Below are 22211 nucleotides of genomic sequence, written 5' to 3'. Positions count from 1 at the left end.
TCATGCCGCCAACTCTGAGAGGCGCCCTTGCACCGCCGCCAGATCGCGCGCGAAAAGCTGCTCTTGCGTCGCCCTTGCCTCGCCATCAAGGCGCAGCAGATAGGACGGGTGCGCGGTGATCCAAAGCTCGCTGCCGTCTTCGAGTGGCACGGGCACCCCGCGCTCTTTGGCAAGGCTCACCGTGCGGCCTAGCATCGCTCTGGCAGCGCTTGCGCCGAGCGCCAGCACCACGCGCGGGGCGACCACTTCGCGTTCTGCTTCAAGCCAGAAGCGGCAGGTGTCGATTTCCTTGGCTTGCGGGGTCTGGTGGATGCGGCGCTTGCCTCGGCTCACGAATTTGAAGTGCTTGACCGCATTGGTGACGTAAGCGCTCTTGCGGTCAATCCCCGCCTTATCGAGATAGACATCAAGCAATTGCCCGGCAGGTCCCACAAAGGGCCTCCCCGCCAAATCCTCCTGATCCCCCGGCTGCTCGCCTACGATCATCAGGGAAGCGCCCGGTGCCCCCTCACCCATCACAGCGCGCGTGCCACATTCGGCGATGGGACAGTCTCGGCAGGCGCTAATCCCTTGAGCGATAGCCTCTAGGCTCTTGGGGCTCTCGCGCACCTCTCTCGCCCCTGCTGCCACCATGCCCGCCTCGCGCGCCTGAGCCCCTGCGATAAGCTGAGGGATAAGCTCTGCCTCAGGCATATTCTTCCAATATTTCTTGGGCATCTCTGAGAGCATCGCGCCCACTTTCAGCCGCGCCGGATTGAAGATCGAGGCGTAATAGGACTTCCACAGAGCCTCCACCGGATCGCCCGCGGGTGCATCTTCGCGCCGCGCCGGAGGGCCTTCGCGCATCACCTCCCCGTCCCAATGGATGCTCCCTCTGGGCGTCAGGATCGACCAGTGCATATTGGCAAAGCGGCGCATGAAGAAGCCCGCCTCGCGGCGCACGATGTGGTGGTCGGGCTCGAACCACGCGACGTAGTGCTCGCCGTCTTCACTCTCCACCTCTCGGAAGCGGACGAAGGCGTGCATTTTGTGCGCGTCGCGGCGCACTTCCTTGTCGAGTTCCTCGATCCGGCGCACGTCTATGTCGGCGCTGTCCTGCATCATGCCGGGCTGTGATTGAAGCCGCCAGAGCACGCGGTAGAGCAGGCTGAAGCGTTCGGGGTCAGAATGGACGCTGGCGTTGCGAGTCAAGTGCATAAAACGCTTGGAAGCGCGCACTTCGCCCGCGTCTGCGCCCGGCACTGGCAGGCGTTTCTCACCCCTCGCCGATGATCCTTGGGGCCCCTCAAAAGCGAAGAGATCGCCCGTACCGCCCGGCTCTACCCAGCTCACCCGGTCAGGGGGCACATCGCATTGGATCAACTGCCGCGCACGCTCGCGCCAAAAGGCAAAGTCGTCGGGGCGCGGGAGATGGACGACGTAGTGCGCACCGAGGGAGACGTTTTGGAGGGCAGTCATAGCCTCCCCTCCCGCCTGCGGGAGCGGCAGTGAGACTTGCGGGCTTGCTCGCTAGTCGCAGCGGGGTGGGCCCGCGCAACCTTGCTAGCCCACCCCCAGCCCCTCCCACGAGCGGGAGGGGAGTAAGTTGCGCCAAGCCCCATCAAAACAGCTCCAGCTGCTCTTGTTTGGGCGCGAGCATCGCTCGCAAATCCGCCCGGTCGGTCAGCTGCGTGGGCCGCCAGTCTGCCGCCACCAGAAAGGGGCGCACTTTAGCGATGGATTGGATGAGCCTGCCCACATCCTCCAACCGCAAACGCCGATACCGCCGCGCTTTTAAGATACGCCCGACCGCCGTCGTTCCCAGCCCCGGCACGCGCAGCAATTGCTCTTTCGAGGCACGGTTTACATCAACCGGAAACTGGCCCCGAAACTTCAAAGCCCAAGCAAGCTTCGGATCAATATCAAGCGGAAGGTTCCCGTCCTTTTCCGTCGCATCGGCCACATCATTGGGGCCAAAACCATAAAAGCGGATGAGCCAGTCGGACTGATAGAGCCGGTGCTCACGCATCAAGGGCGGCCGCTTCAAAGGCAGCACCGCGCTTGCATCGGGGATCGGCGAAAAGGCGCTGTAATACACGCGGCGAAGGCCAAAATTACCGTAGAGACCCGCCGCCCGGTTCACGATCGCGGCGTCATTGGCATCATCTGCGCCCACGATCATCTGCGTCGATTGGCCCGCAGGCGCAAAGCGCGGCGCGTGGCGAAAACGCTTTCTTTCATCCTTAGCCTGAAGAATACGGGTCTTGGTCTTGGCAAGGGCTCCCTCGATCTCTGCCTCATCCTTGTCAGGCGCAAGCTTGGTCAGCCCTGCGCGCGTGGGCAATTCCACATTGATCGACACCCGGTCCGCATAAAGCCCCGCCTGTTCAATCAATTGAGGGTCGGCTTCCGGAATGGTCTTTAAATGGATGTAACCGCGGAAATCATATTCCTCGCGCAAAATCCGCGCTGTTTCCATCAGCTGCTCCATCGTGTGATTGGAGCTTTTGATGATGCCGGAGGATAGAAACAGCCCCTCGATATAATTGCGCTTGTAGAAATTGATCGTGAGGTCGGCGACCTCTTGCGGGGTGAACTTCGCGCGCCGCGTGTTCGAGCTTTTGCGGTTCACACAATAATGGCAATCGAAGATGCAGTGATTGGTCAGCAATATCTTCAACAGCGAGATGCACCGGCCATCGGGCGCATAGGCGTGGCAAATGCCCATCCCCTCGGTTGAGCCGACACCTTTCCCACCAAGCGAATTCTTCTTCGCCGTGCCAGACGACGCGCAGGACGCATCATACTTCGCCGCATCGGCAAGGATTTCCAATCGCTCGCGCAAAGTTTGCTGTTTGTGGATGATCTGGGACATATGTTCTTTATATGTTCCAGCCCTCAATCCTGCAAATGCAAAGTGTGCAACCTTCCTGCATGCGGCCATCAAAAAGGCGCATCCAGAGGCATAGGCCAGGCGGCCTACACCCACTGACTTACGCCCGCCGGGGAATTTTTTCGACCCAAATTTCTCCTTAGGTAGGCCTCAGATTTGATCGGGGGCGCGGCCCCTTAAGGAGTTAAGTAATGAAGAACACTGACATCAGCTTTGGAAAAATTCGTCTCGCAGCGACAGCCGCTGTTACAGCGCTTCTGGCGTCTGCTGCTGGTGCGACGACTGACAACACGACTCCTATCGGAGCTGACCAACCCCGTTCGCCGACAGAGGCTCAGTTGCAGTGCATCACCGAAAAAGAGGTGATTGCGGCACAAGAGGCATGGGGCAATGGCATCATCAAAATCGGTGAGGTCTATTCTTCGGGCGGCGATTATCGTCAGGCAGCAATCAATCACATTGATAGATTCTATGCCTATGACGAAAGCCTCGTTCTGTTCAAACCAACGCTTGCATCGGTTCAACAGTTTCGTCCGTCTTTTGATGGCGCCTTGTCCTATTTTGTCGGCGGAAACGCTTCCTTTCCGGAAGACAAGGGTTTTGCGATCACTCCGTGGTCAAATGTGCGTTGGCAAAATGCCGGGATTACCAACAACATCTGCAACATGGCCGTTGCCATGGGCAATTACTTCTTCACTCCGGCAAACGGCGGCGATGAAGTGAAGGTTGAATATACAATCGGCTATATTCGTGATGCACAAGGCGATCTTAAAATGGCCGTCCACAAGTCGACCATCCCTTACAATCCTGAAAGCTAAACTTTCTTCCTGGCAATTGAGAGGATTGCCACATGAAAGGGGCCGGATGTTCCTCCCGGCCCCTTTTTATGTCTGAAAAAATGAGCGTTTGGGCAAAGGCCCAATCACACGCGGTGCATCCGCTGCCTCTGCTCATCGCTGGCATTGTCGATATTGGCGCAAAGGTGATCAATGATGGCAATGTGCATCGGGCTTTCAAAGGAAACGCCGGCGATCTTGCCATCGACCCATGCAACCTTGCCCAGTGGGGTGTTAATCCCGTTCACGCGGATCGTCACCCTATCACCGACACTGGCAAAGCCTGAAGTGGCTGACAGCTTGCAGCCACCTTCTGAGATGTCGATGAGTGTGGCATAGATTGAACGCGATTGAACGCGGCCCTTGATCATAAGATGCAAAGCACGCCGCTGAGATGATCGCGGGTTAGTGTTGTTCGCCATTTTTGCCACATTCGCCATGTTAGACATTCGCACTACACCTTGTCGTCCTGCTGTCCTTGTGGCTGCACCATATGTAAAATCCCGTAAGAATGGCTGAATGCTTGTGGTTAATTTCTTTACGCTTTTTGAGCGTGAGTGTGCTTGATAGTCTTGATGAGCGGCTCAAGCGGCAATTCCGTGAAGATACCACTGTGGGGTGCCTCCACGACCATCGCCGACAAGGCCTGAGCGATAGATCCAATAGCGCGCACCCTTCGCATCCTCGATGGCGTAATAATCACGCAGCCGGGTGGTCGAGCGCTCGCGCCACCATTCAGGCGCAATCCTCTCCGGCCCCTCAACGCGTGCGACCTCATGCACCTGGCCTCGCCAACGAAAGCGCTGGGGATAGCCATCGGGCGAGGCGTAAAGGACGGCGATTGCCTCTGGTTGGTCGAGCAGCTTCAACGGCCTTTTATGGCGCAGGACTGGAGTGTGCGCAGCGGGCGCAGGGGCAAGAGGAGGCTGCCAGCTTTGCGCGCGCTCTGGCATATGGCTGGCGCACGGCACAGGCCGGCGCACCGCGTTCGGGCCAAGGCGTACGGTGAGCCGGTCAATACACGCGGAAATCGAGGTGCCATGGCGCTGGGCTGCCTCTTCGACATCGCTTTGCGAGGCCGCCAGGGGCTCTGCCCAGGACGCGCGCAGGCGCACGATTTCGATGCCGAACCCTGCCTCAATCCCTTCGAGCTTTTCGCCAAACAGGCGGGTGATATGATGAGGATCACGTGTGGCAGCGGCAAGCTCAAGGCGGCGCACAATCACCTCTCCATCGACCCGCCACATTCCCAGCTCAAGCCGCCTTGCGCCCTTGCCTTTGGCTTCGAGTTCGCGTGCCATATCCTGCGCCAAATCCTCAAGCACCTGATCGAGCAGCGAGCGATGGCGCAAAGGCTCCATCAAGCGGCGCTGCACCAGCGGCATTTGTTCAGGCACCACGGGGAGCAGCGGTTCAGGCACGCGGCCAAGCAGCTGATCCAATCGGGTGAGCGGGTTGGCGGACGGTGATTTCCTGCCCCTGAAACGCCGGTGCAGCGCGTCTCTTGCGGCCGCTTCCTTGCGGCTTGTGGCCCCGCGCGCAATATCCGCCAGGTCGCCAAGGCGTTTAAGGCCGAGACGGCGCAGGACGGTAATCACATCAGCATCAAGGCGAAGCGCGGCTGAGGGAAGATCAGCAAGCTGACGCATCATATCCTCCCCAGCCTGAGGCGGATTGATGATGCTGCCGCGAGGGCCATAATGCGCCAGTGCCCAAGCCGCGCCTGCGGTGGGGGCGATGCCTGCGCGCACTCGCAGATGCCTTTTGGCGAAGGCTTGGTTTACATCGGCGAGCAGCCTGCGCTCCCCCCCAAACAGATGCGCGACCGCCGTCACATCGACGAGCAAGCCATCGGGCGGGTCAAGCGCGCTCCATGGCCCCCAGCGCTGAGCCCAAACGGCGAGTTTCTCTAGCAATGCCAAATCGCCCGCCGGGTCAGAAGGCGCGGTTTCAAGCGCGGGGTAAAGCGCACGCGCATCGGCGAGCATCATGCCGACCCTTGCGCCAACGCCGTGGCCAGCATCGTTTACAGCATCAATGCGCGGTCCATGAGCGGTTTCGGTGATGAGAACAGTTGGAGGTTCTCCCTCCCCCTCACTCCCGCGCGTCTTATCCCCTTGCGACAGCCGCCAGCGATCGACCGAAAGTTGCGCGCACCAAATCGCTAGAATGCGCCGATCCTTTTTGGGGTCTGTTGAGTTTTGGAAGAGTGACATTGGGAGCGTATTCCGAGGGACGTTGAGGGCGAGATTGAGGCTTTGGCTCCACCCGCAATCGCCCATCCCTCGCCCCAAGCTTCCATTCCCCCGGCGCATGGGAGCGGGCGCGGAACAATTCGGCCTGCCACATGGGCTCGCCTGGTGCTGCGGCGTTCCAACGCGGGGTTTCAGATACATCAGGCCGCGCGCGCCACCGCATCCGCGCCGAAGACAAATCGCCTTGCGCCTCCAACCGCACCAGCCACAGCGCCACCCCATGCTTTTCCGCTGTCAAACTCAGCCGCCGTGACGCGGTGAAATCAAGCGCGCGTGGATTGCCCGCAATCTCTCCGATCACGCACATCAGATCGCGGCATTTGAGCCCCTCTTCAAGCGCGAACAGAGCATCCTCAGGCGTGCTGGCCTCCACACAGATCACCCGCTCGCGCCAGTCCTCAGGCAGCCCGTGGAGATAGGGTCGCCCATTCATTTGAACCGCGCGTTTGTCCTGCACCCAGAGCACCTGGCGCAAATCCTCTGCCTCAGCCAGCGCGTCTTCACCTTGCCCCGCCACGGCCCCAGAAAAACTTAGAGCATCGCGCGCCAGGGCAAGCGCCAATCCCGCCCCGCTGCCATCACGCGCGCTGGCAAAAATCTCGCTATGCAAAGGTTGATCGGTAAGCCCCGGACGCCAGCGCGCCTCGCGCTGTTTCGATAAAGCAGCAACATCTACGCCAGAGAGGCGCGAAATGGGCGGCACACAGCGCCGAGAAGGAGAAGCCGATTGGGTCATAGGAACACATGAAGAGACTCAAGCAAAGTCCCTTTGTTCCCATTATGTTCCATATAAGAAGGAGGAGCGCAAGTGCGCACTCCTCCCTATTTCGGTAAAACTTATGCGAGCAGTCCCATAACCAAGATCACAGCGAGTACAGTCGGGCACACAAAGCGTACCAAGACGCGCCACAACAGGTGCAACGCCCCATCAAGGCCGTTCTCATCGTCAATAAGCCGCGCGTCAGCGACCCAACCAACAAAGACGCAAGTGAGGATGGCGCCAATCGGCATGAATAGCTTTGCCGTCACCCCGTCGAGCGTGTCGAAGAAATTGGTTTCAGCAAAAAGTGGGATGAACCCAAGCGGATAAAATTCGGCAAGATCATTAAATGACAATGCCGAAAGCACACCCAGAATCGCCGCGCCAAGCCCGACAATGATCGTCGCCGAAGGACGCGTAATCTTGAAGCGTTCGTGCGTCCAGGCCGTTGGCGCTTCCAATAATGAAACAGAGCTGGTGAGCGCTGCGAAGAAGATCATGATGAAGAAAGCAAGGCCGATAAGCGAGCCAAACGGCATCGCCTGAAAAGCAATCGGGAGAGATTGGAACATAAGGCCCGGCCCCGCACTTGCCGACAATCCGGCGGCAAAAACAATCGGGAAAATTGCCAAACCTGCAAGCAGAGCAACGGCGGTATCCGCGCCTGCAATAATGCCAGACGTCTCGCCCAGATTGGTGTCGCGATTGGCATAGGCGCCATAAGTCATCATCCCCGCCACACCCAGAGACAATGAAAAGAACGCCTGTCCGACCGCGGCCAGCATCACCTCAGGGGTGAGCTTGGAAAAATCGAAGGTAAACAGGTAGGCAACCGCCTCGGAGAAGTTACCAGTGAAGGCGCCATAGATGGTGATCCCAAGAAATAGCATAAAGAACAGTGGCATAAGATAGACCGCCACCCATTCGATCCCACTCGACACCCCGCGCGCGACAAAGAACATGGTGACGGCAAGGAACCCAAGGTTGAGCCCCGCCATCAAACCGCCATTGCCAAACAAGCCCGGAAGAAGCCCCTCGATGTCTTCCGCTGCGCGACCTTCAAACGCACCGCCAGTCAGGCCCGTCTGGAACAGATCGCCCGCGAACACACCGATGTAGTACACCACCCATCCACCAACGACGCAGTAGAAGCTGAGGATAAGAAACGCGGCGAACACGCCAATGGACCCGATAACGCCCCAGCCCCCAGACGCGTTGGAATCGCGCGCGACGCGGCGCACGCTTTCAGGCGCATTGGCCTGTCCATGGCGACCGATCAAAACCTCGGACAAAAGCACCGGCAAACCGATCAGCAGCACGCAGAAAATGTAGAACAGGACGAAAGCGCCTCCGCCATTCTCGCCGGCTTCGGCGGGAAAGCGCCACATATTGCCCAGACCCACTGCCGAACCGACAGCGGCAAGGATAAAGGCGCTGCGCGATGACCAGTTTTCGTGCCCGACGCTGGATGCTGCCATTGTGTGAAAGTTCCCTTTTATCCGCAGCGCTTTTGTTTGAGCGCTCTTTGTTCGAATGCGGCCAGTGTTCTGCAATTATTCTGGCGCATAGCCAAGGGGCGCAGTGTGGTTATCAATGGATGAATTTATGCGCGGGGCTCCCCACCAAGGCGTTCGATTGCCATTTTCCACCACGCGCATCAGCTTCCCCACTGGCTGCGCCCTCCCTCTTGCCGAGATCACCATGAGTAAGAAAGTTGAAAAAAGTGCCAAATTCCCAGAAAAGATCAAGCCTTTGAAACTTCGATACTATCGCCCTTGATCTTGCCGGATTTACTTGACACTCGTGTCAATTTGCAAGCCTTGCGACAAAGACCAATCGCAGCTTCGACTGCATAAAATTTGGCCTTTTCTCACTCGCCTGTTTAGAGACTGCCCCCATGTCGACAACATTCAAGCTCGATACGAGCACAAGCCGAGCCAATCCCACCCCGCAGCCGATGAAGCGGCTGACCGTGCCGCGCATCCGGGCGCGCAAAAAGGATGGTGTGACCGAAGATCCGCTGGTGATGCTGACCGCCTACACCGCGCGTCAGGCACAATTGCTGGACGCGCATTGCGATATGCTCTTGGTTGGAGATTCGCTTGCTCAAGTGATCTATGGCCTGCCCTCCACTATTCCGGTGACGCTTGAGATGATGGCCAATCACGGTGCAGCAGTGGTGCGCGGTTCCTATCACTCGGTCGTCGTCGTTGATATGCCGTTTGGCTCCTATGAGGCATCGAAAGAGCAAGCCTTTGAAAGCGCCTCTTATCTCCTGAAACAGACGGGCGCTGCTGCGGTGAAGCTTGAAGGCGGTGAGGCGATGGCAGAGACGGTCGAATTCCTCAATTCGCGCGGGATCCCAGTGATGGGTCACGTTGGCCTGACGCCGCAAGCGGTCAATGTGCTGGGCGGTTATATGGCCCGCGGGCGGTCTGATTCAGAGGCGGACAAGATCGTCGGTGATGCCATTGCTTTGGATAAGGCGGGCGCGTTCGCGGTTGTTCTTGAAGGGGTGCTTGAACCGATCGCGATCAAGGCAACCAAGGCCCTTTCCTGCCCCACGATTGGCATCGGCGCGTCCAATCAGTGTGATGGCCAAGTGTTGGTGACCGAAGATATGCTGGGAATGTTTGAACGCGTGCCGCGCTTTGTCAAAAAATACGAGGATATTGCGAGCGTTATCGAAAAAACGGTCGCGCATTATGCCGAGGAAGTGCGGGCGCGTACGTTCCCGACTGAGGAGCAGACTTATCAGCCTAAGGACTAGGCACGCTCGAATTTCGGGCTAGCAGGCTTGCGAGCGGCGCTGCGATTATCAGCTGTAAGAGGTGATAGAGCAAGAGCGGCGCGATCACGAAGCCAGCGACATCTGGCGCGAACAAAATGGCGGCGAGCGGGGCACCAATAGCGACGCTTTTTTGCGCGCCGGCGAACAGAAAAGCGATGCGGTCGGCGCGGGCGATGTTGAGAAGCCCTCCGGTAAGCCAGGCGCCCCCGGAAGCCGCACAGAGATAGACCATGACAAGGCCGATGAGAGCAGCCCAACCAAGGAGAGTAAACATCTGGCCAAGCCCCTGTTCCACCGCCCCTGAAAAAGCGACGTAAACGGCAATACCGATGACGATCCGGTCAAGCCATGCGACATCTGATTTCCGTGTCGTTAGCCACTTAATTGTCCACCCTTGCACTGCTTGGCCGATTACGAAGGGCAGGATGAGAATAGTGCCGATGCGCACGATGGTTTCGGAGCCAACATCCACCGCTTCCCCGCCAGCCAAAGCGGCAAACAAAGGGGCGGTGATGAAAACTCCGGCGATGTTGATAAGCGCAGCGCCCACTACCGACAAGGCGACATTGCCCCCGGCAAGGCTGGTGTAAGAGGTCGCGGACTGGATCGTTGAAGGCAGCGCTCCAAGAAACAGAAAGCCAAGCGCCACGAGCGGCGGAAGCAGCCCTGATGCAATGTGCGAGAGGCCCAGGCCGATAAGCGCCATAGCCCCAAACACCCAGGCAAAAAGCGGCACGAAGAACCGCCAATTCGCAAGACCTTTGGCAATTTCGCCGCGCGCAATGCGCATCCCGTTGACGAGAAAAAGAAGAAAAATTGCAACGTTAGAGACACTTTGAGCGATGCCTCTCGCCTCGCCTGCGGCTGGGACCACGCTCGCTAAAAGGGTCGCGGTGATCAGCACCACGATCATCGGATCGGCAAGAATGGACAGGCGCGACAGCATATCCGCCGCGCCCTGCCCTGATCAATCTCAGCTGTCGAGCCTAAACCTGCAAATCGTATTGCTTGAGGAGATCGTAAAGCGTCGGACGACTGATCCCCAACAGCTTCGCCGTGCTGGAGATATTACCTTCGCTGCGAGCGAGGGCATGGCGGATTACGCGGCGATCAGATTGTTCGCGGGCGGATTTGAGGTTGAGGACTTCCTCGTCCTCATCCTCATCGCCTTCAAAGTCGAGATCAGCTGCTGCAACAAGTTTGCCGTCCGCCATGATGACTGCGCGCTTCACCCGGTTTTCAAGCTCGCGCACATTGCCCGGCCAATCATGGCCATCAATCGCGCGAAGGGCATCGGGAGCAAAGCCTGTCACCGCCGGGTTCATTTCCGCAGCAAAGCGTTTGAGGAAGGCTTTGCCAAGCAGGACAGCGTCGCCATGCCGCTCTGCAAGGCCCGGAATGCGAACAACAATCTCGGCCAAACGATAGAACAGATCTTCGCGAAACGTCCCTTCGGTAATCATCGCCTCAAGGTTCTGGTGCGTTGCGCATACAATCCGGGTGTCGACCGCGATGGTTTTGCGCCCACCAATCCGCTCGATGGTGCGTTCCTGAAGAAAACGGAGGAGTTTGACCTGCAAGGGCAAAGGAATATCGCCCACCTCGTCGAGGAACAGCGTGCCTCCATTGGCGCTTTCGATCTTCCCTTCGGTGGTTTTCACAGCCCCCGTGAACGCACCTTTTTCGTGGCCAAAAAGCTCACTTTCGAGAAGGTTTTCAGGGATCGCAGCGCAGTTGATGGCAACAAATGGCTTGTCACGGCGGTTGCTTGCATCATGGAGCCCTTGTGCGAGCAGTTCCTTACCCGTGCCGGACGCGCCAAGCAGCATGACCGACACATTGGTAGAAGCCACCCGCTCAATCGTGCGAGCGACCTTTACCATCTCCGGCGCGCCGGTGATGAGGCGTCCAAGAACGGTCTTGTCCTCGCTCGCATGAGCAACCAGGCGGCGGTTTTCATCTTCGATTTTGTGAAGGTTGAAAGCGCGCCGAACGATCAGGCCAAGCTGCTCAATATCAACAGGCTTTTGGTAGAAATCATAAGCCCCGCGCTCAATGGCCTGCAACGCACTTTCGCGCGCGCCGTGCCCGCTGGCTACGATAACCTTGGTGTCGGGTTTAAGCGCCATAATCGCATCGAGTACGGCGAACCCTTCGGTGGTTCCATCGGGGTCTGGCGGGAGGCCCAAGTCGAGTGTGACAACCGCTGGCATCTCACTGCGCAGCGCCGCAATCGCGCTGTCACGGTCGCCTGCGATGACGACGTCGAAGTCCTCGTAAGCCCATTTTAATTGCGCTTGCAGACCTTCATCGTCCTCAACGACGAGCAGAACGGGTTTTTTGTCAGCCATCAGGCGGCCTCTTCCTTGCTTTGGGTTTGTTCGTCAGAAATTGTGTGTGCTGGTGCATTGGCACCGCGCAGCCGCGCCGCTTCGGGAACAGGCAGGCTTGCGCTGAACCGGGTTCCCAGCCCCTCCCGGCTTTCAACGGTAAGGCGTCCGCCCATGCCCTTGATCATCTCACGCGCTTCGAAAGCGCCGATTCCAAAGCCACCCTGCTTGGAAGAGACGAAAGGCTTGAACAGCCCTGTGCGCACGAATTCAGGGGTCATGCCAGAGCCGGTGTCGATCACATCGATCGACCCTGTGAAAGCATCGCGCGATGTGGTCAAAATGACTTCAGCACCGCTTTCGCTTGCATCCACAGCGTTCTGGACGAGATGGATGAGCGCCTGCTCCAAAGCCTCTGCATCACCAAGCACCCGGACAGGTTCCGTGCGCGAGAAGGATACGGGATGCACACCCTTGAACCGGTCCCGAACTTTGACGGCAAGGTCATTGAGATCAAGCTCGCGCACCTCTTGCGCCTGTCCCGAACCATACCGCCCGAGGCGATCGAGAAGAATGTTCAACTTGTCCGATGAATTGCGAAGAGTGACGAGCATATCGGCGCGAAAATCAGGGTTATCCGCGTGCTTTTGAGCGTTGCGAGAAAGAAGCGAGAGCTGGCTCGCGATGTTTTTGATGTCGTGCATCACGAACGCCATACGGCGATTAAACTCGTCAAAGCGGCTTGCATCCATCAAAGCCTGCTGTCCGGCTTGCTCTGCGAGATAGCTCGCCAATTGCTGCCCGCCTACGCGCAGGAGGTCAAAGTCCTCCCAATCCAGACGCCGCTCAATCGGGGGGCGCGCCAGAACGATGACGCCAACAAGCCGGTCGAAGTGGATAAGCGGGACAAGCGCCCAGGCATCCTCAGCCTCGATCAGCCATTGGGGAATATGGGCAAGCTCGCCAAAATACTCAATCCCAGCGCGCGCCTCATCCAGCGCCAGGATGTGATTGTGCTGTTCCAAAAGGCTTGGCAGAACGTGATCACTCGCCAAGGCTGGTACATCGAGTGTCGGCCAACTCCATCGTGCGTTAAGCTCAAGCTGAGCCTCTTCATTGGGCATAAGGAGAAGCCCCGCCGGGCTTTCGGTGATGTCGGCAAGCGCTTTAACCGCGCGTTCCTGAAAGCTGCTGCGATTGTTGGAGACATGGCCAATCGTGCGGGTAAAGCGAAGCCATTCCTCGCGGTAATCATAGCGATGCTGGAACAAATGCTTGGCTGCCATCACCCGGACAGAGCGTCTGATCCTGTGCGATGGAAGCCAGATCGCGGCAACTGCAATTGCAAAGACAAGAAATGCAATCTGGCTTGCGCGACCGACATCTCCGCCAAGCAGCGCAAGGCTGCGCGTCACAATCACCATAACGATGAGATAGGAGCCAATCACAAGCAGCGAGAGCGTCTGGAAAGTGACAGCACGCGATGGCTTGAACTCAAGGCCTGCGCTGCTCGCATTGGCGGCGAACGCGATCATCACAGCCATCACAGCAGCGACAAGACCATGCAAAGACACCAGAATTGGCGGATTTTCCTGACCAAGATAAGCAAGCGTATGGAGGTTCAGATCATAGGCAAAAAATGCGCCCAGCCCCACGCCGCTCCACAGGATGATACGGCGCGAGGCAGACGCGGCCCCTGCGTAGAGATTATGCAACAGCACAAGCGCACCAATCGCCACCATCATTGAGAAAAATCCACTGATCTCGGTTGTCAGCTGGATCACTTCGGGAAAGGCGCTTGCCTGCACCTCGACTACGATCAGGAGCAATTGTAGCAACTGAACCATCACGAGAATGACAATCACAGGCCGTGTAGGTTTGAGGCTTTCGTCCCGGCCATCTGCGGCAAATAGCTGAAAAATCACCGCCAAAAGCGCTAGATTGCGGGCGGTTTCGGCAATCGCCACGGCGACGCTCGCAGGCTCGGCGGCAAGGGAAAGGCTGCACCAGACCACACAGGTCGCCAAGGCTGCCAGAACGGCTTTGCGATCAGGGCGATTGGGATCGCCAAACTGCGCAATCCACACCAGCGCCCCCGCAGAAGCAATCGCTCCGGCAAGATAGCAAATCCATGCAAGCACGGGACCAAGGCTGGTGATTTCGGCCACGATCAGCGCGCACCCTCTGGCCAAAGGACAACGCGCACGGTCTGCAACAGGATCACAAAGTCGAGGAAGGGAGTGTAATTCTTGGCATAGTACAGATCATATTCGAGCTTCCTGCGGCTGTCCTCCGTCGAGGCGCCGTAAGGATAATTGATCTGGGCCCACCCTGTGATGCCGGGCTTTACCATATGGCGTTCTTGATAAAAACGGATCTCTTTTTGAAGATCATCCACAAATTTGGGCACTTCGGGGCGCGGGCCAACAAAGCTCATTTCGCCTTTGAGAACGCTCCAGGTTTGCGGCAATTCATCAATCCGAACCTTGCGGATAAATCGGCCAACGCGGGTAATGCGATCATCGTTTTCAGCCGCCCATTTCGCGCCATCTTTCTCAGCATCAACGCGCATTGAGCGCAGTTTGATGAGGTGAAAGGGTTCGCCAAAAAGTCCGATACGTTCCTGTTTGAAGAAAGCAGGCCCCTTGCTGTCGAGCTTCACGATCAGCGCGAACAACAAAATCACCGGGAAAGTGAGGGCGAGGAGAATGAGTGAGGCAACGATATCGAACAGGCGCTTGACCGCGCTCGACAACATCCGGCCACTCGAAAAACCATCAGAGAAAATGAGCCAGCTGGGATTGACGGTATCAAGGTCCACGCGCCCTGTCTCACGCTCCAGAAAGCTGGAAAAGTCATTGACGTGCACGCCTTTGGTCTTGATCCGCAAAAGGTCCGAAAGAGGCAGCGAATTGCGGCGTTCTTGCAGGGCGAGGACCACTTCGCTCACGCCGAGGTTTTCGACAAACCGGCCAAGGTCATGGATGGCCTCGCGCGCAATGGCCTCTTCGACCACGCGCGTTCTGGCTCTCCCATGGCGATGTATGAGACGATTACAAAACCGGATTCGGGGCTTGTCGCTCAATTCGCGCAAACGCTGTGCGCGGTCGCCTGCGCCCAGAACCATTACCCTTCTGCGAAACGCCGATGAGCCAAGGAAACTGTTAAGGAGCAGGCGGTCAGCAACGAGCACAAAAATTGCAAGGCCCATCGCGTAAAGCAGTGTTGAGCGCCAGAAGGTTTCTCCGGGCAAAATCCAGTCAATCGTTGCAAGCGCAATAATACCAAGGCTGATCGCAACCAGGAGGCGCGCACCTGCAAAACGCAGTGATCTTAAAGCGTAAGGCCCGTAAACCCCGACCGCGATCATGGCCAACCAAACGACGGATGCCGATCCAAGCAGCGGGAGCCAGCGACCATCAATCGGCCCTGGATCCATACCAATTTGATTGGCGCGCAATTGCCATGCCGCCTCGCTCGCGATCACCAACAACGCAAAGTCGAGGATGCCGAGCAGCATCACTGCGTGAGGAATGTAGTGCTTGAACAACCGGATCATAAAAACGCGCGCGCCTTGGGCTAATATGTGCTTATCAAGCCTCCTCTTACGCTTGAGAGTTTAAGTGTCGGTAAACTTTACAAGGTGTACGCAAGCCCGCATGAAATCAGGACTTGCAGCGGTTAACGCACCCTAAAGAGCCATCCGCCCCGGTGCAGGCGTCAAGCAGTTGACCTTACCACACGCCTTGCAAGGGGTTCCAAGCGGGATTGCATCGAGCGGATCAAGTGAAACGCCGCGCGCATCAGCCAAGTTCTCGGCGTATCGTGCCTCAATGCCCAGCACCACCGCGCGCCTCGACAAGCAGGCTTCGCCACTGATTTCAAAAGTGCTAGCCATAGTGAACCAATGCCGGGGGATAGCTTCCCCCTCTCCGAACAAGACGGATTGGGTGAGCAATGATCCGCGCCGTTCGAAAGCTGCATAGGGAACCCATGCAGGCCAGCGCGCGCCTTCAAGCGGATAGGCAGCTCCGCTTGCGCCGGCAATAAAGTGGATCATACGCCCTGTGCGTCCAAATCGCGCGCAAAAGAAGGGTAGACCCCTTTCGCCAACCCGCTGAAGCGTGGTGAGGCGATCTGCCAGTTGCTCCAGGCTCACCGTAAAACGCCGGGTGAGAACAGCAAGATCATACCCCGTCTGCTCACAGGCCCGAAGGAAACGACTGTAAGGCATGAGCAGGGAGGACGCCGCGTAGTTGGTCACGTGCTCGCGAAATTTGTCGCGGCCCTCGCTAGACGCGATGTTCGCCCCCTCCACCAGCGTTTCGATAAGGTCGCGATGTTCCAGAACGGCAATTTGGCGGGCAATCTGGTAACGCCTAGCTGCGCCGCCAAGCATCTCGGATATCTGCAATTGACGCGCATGAAGATCGAGGCGTGCCATCATGCCGGGCATCACATCGGCTGGCAGAATACGCACCGTCAGTCGGTGTTTTTCGCGCAAGCGCTCAGAAAGCGCGGCCGCCAAATCGCCCCGTGACAAGCGCAGTTGGTCCGACAATTCCTCTGCTGCGTGATCGAGGTCTGGAAAATGGTTCTGCCACCGCTCCACCGCGCGCCTTGCATCGCCTGCCGGATCGTCGCTTGGCGTGGTGGCATCTGAATTGTCATAGAGCCTTGCAAAAGCCGCAGCAGCTTGCGGAGCGACTGAAAGGAATTCGCGCAATTCTTCGCGGTCAATACCAAGATCTGCAAACCGTTTGTCCGCCATCCTGCGTGCAAGACCGTCCACCCCGCCGATGGCTTCATCCTCGCGAATGTCGCGCGGATCAAAGTCGAACCGTTCTATCACCTGCACCAAAACGCGTGCGGAAAGCGGTCGCTGATTGCGTTCGATAAGATTGAGGTAACTCGGCGATATGCCCAAAGAGGCGGCCATAGCAGCTTGGGTCAGCCCTTCACGTTTACGCAAACGGCGCAGTGATGGTCCGGCAAGGAGCGAGGAATCTGTCATACCAGCTTTGTAAACATCTTTACATCATTACACAAGATTGATCCCATCCCTGTGCGATATAGACAATAATGTTTGTAACTTTTCCTGTTGCGCTGCGCTCCACCATGCCAATGGGCCCTCATCCCTCCCCAACTACCAAGGACGGTTTCATGACTTACCAATCTGCTATCGCAAATATGCGCACCGCAATTGAGGCCGGCGGCCCAAGCTGGAACGCAATCGACCCTGAAGCCACCGCTCGTATGGCGATCCAAAACCGCTTCCCGACCGGGCTCGACATCGCGAAATACACCGCAAAAATCATGCGCGCTGATATGGAAGCATACGACGCCGATCCTGCCAACTACACTCAATCGCTTGGCTGCTGGCACGGGTTCATCGCTCAGCAGAAGATGATTTCGATCAAGAAGCACTTCGGCTCCACCAAGCAACGTTACCTCTACCTTTCGGGCTGGATGGTTGCCGCGCTGCGCAGCGAATTTGGTCCCCTCCCCGACCAATCCATGCACGAAAAGACCAGCGTTCCGGCGCTGATCGAAGAGCTCTACACCTTCCTCAAGCAAGCTGACGCTCGCGAGCTTGGCATGATGTTCCGCGATCTTGATGCAGCGCGCGATGCGGGCGACGAAGTCAAGGCCAAGGAAATCGAAAACAAGATCGACAACTATGAAACCCACCTTGTTCCGATCATCGCCGACATCGACGCTGGTTTCGGTAACGCAGAAGCGACTTACCTCCTCGCCAAGAAGATGATCGAAGCAGGTGCCTGCGCTTTGCAAATCGAAAACCAGGTGTCTGACGAAAAGCAGTGCGGCCACCAGGATGGTAAAGTTACTGTTCCTCACGAAGACTTCCTTCAAAAGATCCGCGCTTGCCGCCACGCCTTCCTCGAAATGGGCGTTGAAGACGGTGTGATCGTTGCCCGTACCGACTCGCTCGGCGCTGGCCTCACCAAGCAAATCGCTTACTCGAAAGAGCCCGGCGACCTTGGCGACCAGTACAATTCCTTCCTCGACTGCGACGAAGTGGACCCAGCCAACATCACCAACGGTCAGGTTTTCATCAGCCGCGACGGCAAACTGCTTGCTCCTAAGCGCCTGCCATCGAACCTTTACCAGTTCCGCTCTGGCACTGGCGAAGACCGCTGCGTCCTTGACTGCATCACCTCGCTTCAGAACGGCGCAGACCTCCTGTGGATCGAAACCGAGAAGCCCCACGTCGAGCAAATCGCCGGCATGGTGGACCGTGTTCGCGAAGTCATTCCGAACGCAAAGCTGGTTTACAACAACTCGCCTTCGTTCAACTGGACCCTCAACTTCCGCCAGCAAGTCTTTGATGCTTGGGAAGAGGCCGGCAAAGACGTGTCTGCGTACGATCGCGACAAGCTGATGAGTGTCGACTACGACAGCACCGAGCTTGCTGCTGAGGCCGATGAAAAGATCCGCACCTTCCAACGCGATGCATCGAAGCGCGCCGGCATCTTCCACCACCTCATCACGTTGCCGACGTATCACACCGCTGCGCTCAGCACCGATAACCTTGCAAAAGAGTACTTCGGTGATGCTGCGATGCTTGGCTACGTGAAGAACGTTCAGCGCGAAGAAATCCGTCAGGGTATCGCTTGCGTCAAGCACCAGAACATGGCTGGCTCTGACATTGGCGATGACCACAAGGAATACTTCGCTGGTGAAGCTGCCCTTAAGGCGGGCGGTAAAGACAACACGATGAACCAGTTCGCTGCCGCCTAAGGCATCAGAGCGAACCAGTTCGCCGCTGCGTAAAGGTTTGGGCACTGGTTCCTGTGAAGCTGTCAAAAGACTAGCCTTGCAGGAACCAACCCAACCCTTCATTAGCTTATCTCATCAAAAGGCCCTCAATCCCGGCCAACAGAGAGAAAAACGATGAGCGACACCGATACTCCGAAGACCGAACCAGCCCGCGCCCGCGCGCTTCTTTCGACCGCTGATATGAAACTCCTGCGCCGCGCGCTGGAGAGCCATGCTCGCGGGACCGAAGACCGTGAGGAGCTGGCGAAAATCAACGCTCTGCACCACCGCCTGGGCACGTATGTGCCGAGCTAAATAGCCGGTTCGAGGCCAGCAGGCCTTTCCATCACAGAATTCTCCTGGGGAGGAGAACACGGCCGCCATGCGGGGTTATGCCCTGCTTGGTGGCCGTAACTGTTTGCGCTTTTCTCCTTTCCGATTCGTTCCTGCAAGCTGCATCTGAGCAGCCCGTTTGAGACACTTGAGACACTGTTCAGGGGCAGAAAAACAGATTGCTCACAAAACACCGCTTTAAGACACGATTTCAGAAGCATAAGGTCCGGTAGTGAGAGCATCCCTCATCCTTCGCATAATGCGCAGATGTAGGAAAATTTTGGATCGCTCTTTGCCGCCTCTCATCGGCGAGGGAAGCTTGCACTTAGAGCCCGTAGCTCAGCACCAGCAGCACGGAGAGCGTCGCCACCATGATCGCAACCAGCGGCACGCCTGTGCGGATATAGTCAGCGAACTCATACTTACCCTCTGCCATGATCAGCATATTGGTTTGGTACGCAATCGGCGTTGCGTAACACAGGTTACAGCCAAACAGCACGGCGAGCACCAGCGGCTCTGGCGGTAAGCCAAGGGTCGCAGCGATACTAAACGCAATCGGCGTGCCCACAGTGGCCGCAGTCGCGTTAGAGGCAAAGTTGGTTAGCACGGTCACAAAGGCCATGATTGCCGCCAGAACCAGCGCAGGTGGCAGATACACAAGGCCAAGCGACAAGCTTTCACCCAGCCACGCCGCCGCCCCGCTTTCGTCGATAAAGCGCCCTATGGTAATACTCGCGGCGACCAGTACGATCACCTGACCGGACAGCGCCCTTCCCACCCGGTCAAACTTCACGCAGCCCGTCACAAACATCAGGATCGCGCCTGCCAGTGCGGAAATCGCGATCGGAAAGATCCCGATTGCGGCAGTGATCACCGAAAATCCCATGATCGCGGTGGACAGCAGCGCTTTGGAACGACGGGGAAGCTCGCGCGCACCTTCGAGCATCAGGAGGCTGTCAGCACGGGCGAATTCCTGGAGGTCGGGTTCAATCCCCATGACCAGCAGCACATCGCCTTCCATGATGCGCAAATCACCGCCATCGGAATACTGGTCGCGCTCACCCATAAGGCGTTCGGGACGGTGAATACCCAGCACCGCGACGCCATAAAGATCGGCGATCCCGGAGGATGGCAGCGTGCGCGTGATCAGGCGCGAATCGGCGGTCACGGTCATTTCGACCACCATCTGATCCATGCCTGTGGCAGAAGCGGTGCGTTTGATGCGGTCGAGTACCCAGCTTGGCGCAAGCTCTCCGCGAAGTTCTCGCGTAGCATCCTCCAGCGCTTCGTGCGTGCCCGAAATATGGACGCGTTGCTGCGGCTGGAACGGACCTTTGCTGACCCCGTGGAAGGTTATGCCGCTCGGCAGTTTATCCTCTACTTCGGAGAGCTCTTTGCCGCTCAGCATGGAGTTGTTTCCAACCCGCAGGCGAGTGTGAAACATTCGCGCAGAGGCGGCCGCCTGAACGCTATTGTCATTCAACAGGCGCGGCATGACCAGCCACATATAAGGAATTGCGACAAGCGCCGCGCCAAGCACAATTGGTGTAAAGTCGAAGACACCAATCTCACGCATCCCAAGGTCAACCGCGATCGAAACCACAAGGATATTGGTCGAGGTGCCAATCGTGGTCGCCAGCCCGCCGATAAGGCTTGCCGCGTTTAATGGCATAAGCGTCTTGGATGTCGGTAAAGCGCCTTTGGCAGCAAGCGCTGCGAAGATCGGGATCATCAATACCAGCACCGGCGTGTTATTGACGAACATCGACAATACCAGAGCGATCACTAGCGAGATCAAAAGTCCGATTTGCAGATTGAATTTGAACAATCGCTCAAGAACGCGCGCGGCGGGTTCAAGCGCACCTGTGACCACAAGGCCCCTGCCCATGATCATCAGAGCGCAAATGGTGATAAGCGCGTAATGACCAAAGCCACCGAACGCGAGCGCAAGCCCGTCAATAGGCCGGCTATCGGGAAGCGGGAAGAAATAGAGCCCCACCGCGATCACTGCGATGGTGAGAAGCGAGACGATCTCAATCGACAGCTTGCCGCGAACGAACTCGATAAACATCAAGATCGTGACGGCCATTGCGGCCATAGCGTGATAGGAGGGGATCTCGATCATAAGATAGGTCTGCTCGCAGATGTCTCAATTTGTGAGAGACTTGGCAAGTGATTTTACTCGGCGCCAAAGCCCGACCAGAGATGTCAGTCTCCTCGAACCCAATGTGTTCGCAAGGGCGACCGCTCGCCCGGAAGCGCCCCGAAGTGTAACGGAGGGAATAGCGCTGAGGAAAAAGAAAAATGGTGCCCCTGGCCCGACTCGAACGGGCACTCCGTTAGGAATTCGATTTTGAGTCGAACGCGTCTACCAATTCCACCACAGGGGCACGTGCTTTACAGCAGGAGGAGGCCCATTAGCGAGGCTTGCGCCTTATCGCAAGCTTCCAGCCAAAATCTTGTGCAGTTTTGAATGCAAAGCGTCGTTGGCAGCCAGGATTTGCTGGGAGTGGATAGGGTTTGATCGTCCCCGGAAGTCCGAAACAAAACCGCCCGCTTCACGCACGAGAAGACATCCCGCTGCCGTATCCCAATCGTTGAGCCCGCTTTCCCAGAAACCGTCAAACCGCCCTTGCGCAAGGTATGCAAGATCAAGCGAGGCGGCGCCAAAACGGCGGATGCCAGCGACTTCGGGACCGATGGCGCCGAAAATGCGGCTCCATTCGGCAAAGTCTCCGTGGCCCTGGAACGGGATGCCGGTAGCGATCAGAGCGTCTGAAAGATGACGACGCGCTGACACACGCAAACGCGCATCCTGAAGCCAAGCACCGCGGGTTTTCTCGGCCCAATAGGTCGCGTCCTGGACCACGTCATAGACCACCCCGGCGGTCACTTCGCCCCAGCCTTTGCCGTCAAGCGTAGGTTCCTGAACCGCAATGCTGATGGCAAAATGCGGGATGCCGTGAAGGAAATTGCTGGTGCCATCGAGAGGATCAACGATCCAGCGCGGCTTATCCGGTGCGCCTTCGATGACCCCTGCCTCTTCCATCACAAAGCCCCAGTCGGGCCGTGCATGGAGCAGCTCGTCATAGATCGCGCGTTCTGCACGCATATCGGCTTTAGAGACGAAATCAGCAGGGCCCTTGCGGCTCACCTGTAGATGTTCGACTTCACCAAAATCACGGCGCAAACGCCCGCCCGCTTTACGCGCGGCGCGCTCCATCACGCGGATCAGGCCTGAAAACATACTCATG

Annotated in this window: 18 protein-coding genes and 1 tRNA gene; 5 read left to right on the top strand and 14 right to left on the bottom strand. The window is 57.6% G+C overall.

From position 1 onward, the window contains the following. Positions 1 to 1458 carry a UdgX family uracil-DNA binding protein gene (locus tag INR77_RS09320; RefSeq protein ID WP_223070804.1) on the bottom strand — a complete coding sequence of 486 codons (1458 nt, stop codon included), beginning with the start codon at positions 1456 to 1458 and terminating at the stop codon, positions 1 to 3. A 142-nt stretch (positions 1459 to 1600) separates the two neighbouring features. Further along, positions 1601 to 2854: a putative DNA modification/repair radical SAM protein gene (locus INR77_RS09315; protein WP_223070803.1), complete on the bottom strand. Its 1254-nt coding sequence runs from the start codon at positions 2852 to 2854 to the stop codon at positions 1601 to 1603. 209 nt (positions 2855 to 3063) lie between these two features. Between INR77_RS09315 and INR77_RS09310 the strand changes: the two genes are divergently transcribed. After that, entirely contained in the window at positions 3064 to 3690 is a 627-nt protein-coding gene (locus INR77_RS09310; protein WP_223070802.1) for a phosphoribosyl-AMP cyclohydrolase, read from the top strand. A 104-nt stretch (positions 3691 to 3794) separates the two neighbouring features. Here the strand turns inward: INR77_RS09310 and INR77_RS09305 are convergent, their stop codons facing one another. From INR77_RS09305 to INR77_RS09290, 4 genes are all read right to left on the bottom strand, one after another. Then, positions 3795 to 4157, bottom strand: coding sequence for a PilZ domain-containing protein (locus tag INR77_RS09305; protein WP_255573715.1), 363 nt, complete (start codon positions 4155 to 4157; stop codon positions 3795 to 3797). Between the two features lie 135 nt (positions 4158 to 4292). After that, on the bottom strand, positions 4293 to 5924 hold the full coding sequence (locus INR77_RS09300) for a DNA polymerase Y family protein (protein WP_223070801.1): 1632 nt from the start codon (positions 5922 to 5924) through the stop codon (positions 4293 to 4295). Further along, entirely contained in the window at positions 5818 to 6699 is an 882-nt protein-coding gene (locus INR77_RS09295) for a recA-like protein (protein ID WP_223070800.1), read from the bottom strand. Before INR77_RS09295 ends, INR77_RS09300 begins: the two co-directional genes overlap by 107 nt. 101 nt (positions 6700 to 6800) lie before the next feature. Next, complete coding sequence (locus tag INR77_RS09290; RefSeq protein WP_223070799.1) at positions 6801 to 8201, bottom strand: sodium-dependent transporter; 1401 nt, start codon at positions 8199 to 8201, stop codon at positions 6801 to 6803. A gap of 115 nt (positions 8202 to 8316) precedes the next feature. On the opposite strand from INR77_RS09290, the gene INR77_RS09285 reads away from it, so the two are divergent. Then, on the top strand, positions 8317 to 8502 hold the full coding sequence (locus INR77_RS09285; protein ID WP_223070798.1) for a hypothetical protein: 186 nt from the start codon (positions 8317 to 8319) through the stop codon (positions 8500 to 8502). A gap of 118 nt (positions 8503 to 8620) precedes the next feature. Further along, positions 8621 to 9493, top strand: coding sequence for a 3-methyl-2-oxobutanoate hydroxymethyltransferase (panB, locus tag INR77_RS09280; RefSeq protein ID WP_223070797.1), 873 nt, complete (start codon positions 8621 to 8623; stop codon positions 9491 to 9493). Here the strand turns inward: panB and INR77_RS09275 are convergent. From INR77_RS09275 to INR77_RS09255, 5 genes are all read right to left on the bottom strand, one after another. Next, on the bottom strand, positions 9483 to 10460 hold the full coding sequence (locus INR77_RS09275) for a bile acid:sodium symporter family protein (protein WP_223070796.1): 978 nt from the start codon (positions 10458 to 10460) through the stop codon (positions 9483 to 9485). The genes panB and INR77_RS09275 overlap by 11 nt on opposite strands. A gap of 40 nt (positions 10461 to 10500) precedes the next feature. Beyond that, positions 10501 to 11865: a PEP-CTERM-box response regulator transcription factor gene (prsR, locus tag INR77_RS09270; protein WP_223070795.1), complete on the bottom strand. Its 1365-nt coding sequence runs from the start codon at positions 11863 to 11865 to the stop codon at positions 10501 to 10503. Beyond that, complete coding sequence (gene prsK, locus INR77_RS09265) at positions 11865 to 14012, bottom strand: XrtA/PEP-CTERM system histidine kinase PrsK (protein WP_255573714.1); 2148 nt, start codon at positions 14010 to 14012, stop codon at positions 11865 to 11867. The genes prsR and prsK overlap by 1 nt, the downstream gene beginning before the upstream one ends. Before the next feature lie 2 nt (positions 14013 to 14014). After that, on the bottom strand, positions 14015 to 15403 hold the full coding sequence (locus tag INR77_RS09260) for a TIGR03013 family XrtA/PEP-CTERM system glycosyltransferase (protein WP_255573713.1): 1389 nt from the start codon (positions 15401 to 15403) through the stop codon (positions 14015 to 14017). A gap of 132 nt (positions 15404 to 15535) precedes the next feature. Continuing rightward, complete coding sequence (locus tag INR77_RS09255) at positions 15536 to 16858, bottom strand: short-chain fatty acyl-CoA regulator family protein (protein WP_223070793.1); 1323 nt, start codon at positions 16856 to 16858, stop codon at positions 15536 to 15538. Positions 16859 to 17007: 149 nt separating this feature from the next. Between INR77_RS09255 and INR77_RS09250 the strand changes: the two genes are divergently transcribed. Together INR77_RS09250 and INR77_RS09245 are read left to right on the top strand one after the other, a co-directional pair. Then, on the top strand, positions 17008 to 18606 hold the full coding sequence (locus INR77_RS09250) for an isocitrate lyase (RefSeq protein ID WP_223070792.1): 1599 nt from the start codon (positions 17008 to 17010) through the stop codon (positions 18604 to 18606). Positions 18607 to 18759: 153 nt separating this feature from the next. Then, positions 18760 to 18939 carry a hypothetical protein gene (locus INR77_RS09245; protein ID WP_223070791.1) on the top strand — a complete coding sequence of 60 codons (180 nt, stop codon included), beginning with the start codon at positions 18760 to 18762 and terminating at the stop codon, positions 18937 to 18939. 343 nt (positions 18940 to 19282) lie between these two features. Here INR77_RS09245 and INR77_RS09240 read toward each other — a convergent pair whose 3' ends face one another. The 3 genes from INR77_RS09240 to INR77_RS09230 form a co-directional block, all read right to left on the bottom strand. Beyond that, a complete protein-coding gene (locus tag INR77_RS09240) occupies positions 19283 to 21082 on the bottom strand; it encodes an SLC13 family permease (RefSeq protein WP_223070790.1) in 1800 nt (599 codons plus the stop codon). A 180-nt stretch (positions 21083 to 21262) separates the two neighbouring features. Beyond that, a tRNA-Leu gene (locus tag INR77_RS09235) sits at positions 21263 to 21347 on the bottom strand. A gap of 44 nt (positions 21348 to 21391) precedes the next feature. Continuing rightward, entirely contained in the window at positions 21392 to 22210 is an 819-nt protein-coding gene (locus INR77_RS09230) for an inositol monophosphatase family protein (protein ID WP_223070789.1), read from the bottom strand. Between the last annotated feature and the right edge of the window lies 1 nt (position 22211).

The sequence above is a fragment of the Erythrobacter sp. SCSIO 43205 genome (assembly GCF_019904235.1).
Lineage (GTDB): Bacteria > Pseudomonadota > Alphaproteobacteria > Sphingomonadales > Sphingomonadaceae > Erythrobacter.
Note: the sequence above shows the minus strand (reverse complement) of the source record. Positions and strands in the feature narration are given on the sequence as shown.